The organism is Mycobacterium sp. (assembly GCF_036488105.1).
In the GTDB taxonomy this organism is placed as follows: Bacteria; Actinomycetota; Actinomycetes; order Mycobacteriales; family Mycobacteriaceae; genus Mycobacterium.
The window spans coordinates 1-3,018 of record NZ_DASXHW010000004.1 but is presented as its reverse complement, the minus strand read 5'-3'; the positions used below and the strand labels follow the sequence as shown (position 1 = coordinate 3,018).

Here is a 3,018-nt window from a genome sequence, read left to right as displayed (position 1 = left end):
ACCGGACCTCGAGGCACCCAGCCGCGACGATGCCCTACTGGCCTTCCCCATCATGCAGGCGATGCCCACCCCCTACGTCGAAGCCTCGGACATCTCGAACGCGGTCTGTTTCCTGGCCTCTGACGAGTCCCGGTATGTGACGGGCCTGCAGTTCAAGGTTGACGCCGGCGCAATGTTGAAGTTCTAGGAGGACCGATGACCACCACCGAGAAGCACAGCGCCGACGCGGCCGCCGAAGAGGGCCGCATCACCGACGAGGATATCGAACGCGCCAAGAAGCAGATCGGAATTCCCGTCCATCAACGCGACGAGGCGTGGCACAAGCTGCCGTCGGCCGACGCGATCACGCACTTCGCGTTCGGCTGCGGTGACGACAACCCCCTGTTCCACGATCCGACGTACGGACCGTCGACGCGCTGGCACGGGCAGATCGCGTCGCCGACCTTCCCGATCACGACCGGCCTGGATCAAACTCCAAAGTTCACCGATCCGGAGCGAAAGAAGCTGTTCCGCGGGCTGTTTCGCGGGACCGGCAAGTACTACTCGGGGGTGAAGTGGACATGGTATCGCCCGATTTACGCGGGTAGGCCGGTGTTGGCGGAGAACTACACGCTCGACGTCCAGGTGAAGGAGAGTGAATTCTCCGGTGGGCGTTCAGTCAAGGAAACCTACCGGTATCTCTACGTCGACATCGACGGCAACCCGATCGCGACCCGCGACGAGTCTTACATCAACGCTGAGCGTCACGGCTCGAAGAAGTCCGGCAAGCTCAAGGACATTGAGCGCAAGCATTGGACTGCGGACGAGTTCGCCCAGGTCGAAGAGGAGTACGAGGCTGAACGGCGGCGCGGCGCTGATCCGCAATGGTGGGAGGACGTCTCGGTCGGCGATGGGCTTCCGGGAATCATCAAGGGCCCGTTGACCGTCGTCGACATCATCTCGATGCACATGGGGTGGGGCTGGGGTGGCTACGGTGTCGGGCCGCTGAAATTCGCCCACCAGTTGCGCAAGCGGATGCCGGCCTTCTACGAGCCGGATGACTACGGCGTCCCCGACGTCGTGCAACGACTGCACTGGGATGCCGGACGCGCTCAGGCACTGGGCATTCCGGCGCCGTACGACTACGGCCAGATGCGCGCGGCGTGGGTGAGCCACCTGCTCACCAACTGGATCGGGGACGACGGCTGGCTGGCCGAGATGGACCTGCAGTTGCGCGGCTTCAACTACCACGGAGACGTACACCGGTGCACCGGCACGGTCACCGCGAAGGGTGACGGGGCCGATGACCCGGTGGCATTGGACGTCTTCGCCACCAGCCAGCGGGACGAAACCACCACGCGCGGCACCGCGAAGGTGTTGCTGCCGTCGAAGGCGACCGGCGCTGTAGTGCTGCCGATCCCGGATGCCGATCTGCGAAGGAGGGGCGCGCAGGTGGTTTCGCGGGTTTCTGGCAAAGTCGGTGAAGAAATGCGACGACTGTATGGAGAGTGAGATCAACCCATGAAAAGACTCGTTCTGGAGCCCGAGCACGAGGCGTTCCGCGAGACGGTCCGGCAGTTCATCGATCGTGAGCTGGTACCCAACGCCGAGCAGTGGGAGAGCGACCGTCTCGTCGACCGCTCGGCTTTCGTCGCCGCCGGCAAGTACGGCCTGATCGGGTTCAACATGCCGGAACAATACGGCGGTGGCGGCGTCGACGATTTCCGCTTCAACGCGGTAATCGACGAAGAGATCGCCCGCTACGGCGGGCCGGCGCCGTCGCTGAGCCTGCAGAACGACGTTGTGGGACCGTACTTCTCGTCGCTGGCCAATGACGAACAGAAGGAGCGCTGGCTGCCGGGCATCATCAGCGGCGAATTGATCGTCGCCGTCGCGATGACCGAGCCTGGCGCGGGTAGCGACCTGGCCGGTATCCGCACCTCGGCCGTCCGTGATGGCGACGACTGGATCATCAACGGCGCGAAGACGTTCATCTCCTCGGGTATCAACGGCGACTTGGTGGTGGTGGTGTGTCGTACTGACCCCGAAGCCGGTCATAAGGGCTTTACGCTGTTGGTGGTCGAGGCGGGCATGGAGGGTTTCAGCCGCGGCCGCAAGCTCGAAAAGATGGGGTTGCACTATCAGGACACCGCCGAGCTGGCCTTCGAGAATGTGCGGGTGCCGTCGGCGAACCTGCTGGGCAAAGAGGGACGCGGCTTTTATCACCTGATGCACAACCTCCCGTCAGAGCGGTTGTCCATCGCTATCTCGGCTATCGCCGGTGCACGCGAGACCTGGCGGCAGACGTTGCAATATGCCAAGGACCGCAAAGCTTTCGGCCAGCCGATCGGCAGTTTCCAGCACAACCGCTTCCTGTTGGCCGAGATGGACACCGAACTCGAGATCGGCGAGCAGTACATCGACAGGTGCCTTCAGGCGGTCGTGGACGGCGACCTGACCGCGGTCGAGGCGTCGAAGGCCAAGTGGTGGTGCACCGAGACCGCCAAGAAGGTGATCGATGGCTGCGTGCAGCTGCACGGCGGCTATGGCTATATGACGGAATATCGGGTTGCTCGCGACTACATGGACAACCGCATCATGACGATCTTTGGTGGCACCACCGAGATCATGAAGGACATCATCGGACGCGATCTCGGACTGTGATCCCGCTGTGGTGAATGGCATCTCGGTCGAGCGCGACGGCTCGGTGCTGTGGATCCGGCTGGATCGGCCGGAGAAGCTGAACGCCGTTGATACCCCCATGCTCGACGAGTTGTCGGCCCACATTCGCGGCGCCGAGGCTGACGAGTCAGTCCGCGCCGTGTTACTCGGTGGCGCCGGGCGAGCGTTCTGTTCCGGCGGAGACCTGACCGGCGGTGACACTGCGGGCGCTGTTGATGCCGCCAACCGGGTGGTCCGTGCGATCACCGCCTTACCCAAGCCGGTCGTCGCAGGTGTGCACGGTGGGGCGGTCGGATTCGGTTGTGCGCTGGCGCTTTCCTGCGATCTGGTGGTGGCCGCGCGGTCGGCGTACTTCCA

Annotated in this window: 4 protein-coding genes; all 4 read left to right on the top strand. The window is 63.7% G+C overall.

The annotated features are described in order from the left end of the window. Positions 1-187: SDR family oxidoreductase (locus VGH54_RS00235; protein ID WP_331509936.1), on the top strand; the 187-nt coding region annotated here is incomplete at its 5' end. Between the two features lie 8 nt (positions 188-195). Further along, complete coding sequence (locus VGH54_RS00230; protein ID WP_331509935.1) at positions 196-1,491, top strand: FAS1-like dehydratase domain-containing protein; 1,296 nt, start codon at positions 196-198, stop codon at positions 1,489-1,491. Between the two features lie 9 nt (positions 1,492-1,500). Beyond that, a complete protein-coding gene (locus VGH54_RS00225) occupies positions 1,501-2,643 on the top strand; it encodes an acyl-CoA dehydrogenase family protein (RefSeq protein ID WP_331509934.1) in 1,143 nt (380 codons plus the stop codon). 10 nt (positions 2,644-2,653) lie between these two features. Next, the coding region (locus tag VGH54_RS00220; protein WP_331509933.1) for an enoyl-CoA hydratase/isomerase family protein at positions 2,654-3,018 on the top strand (365 nt) is incomplete at its 3' end.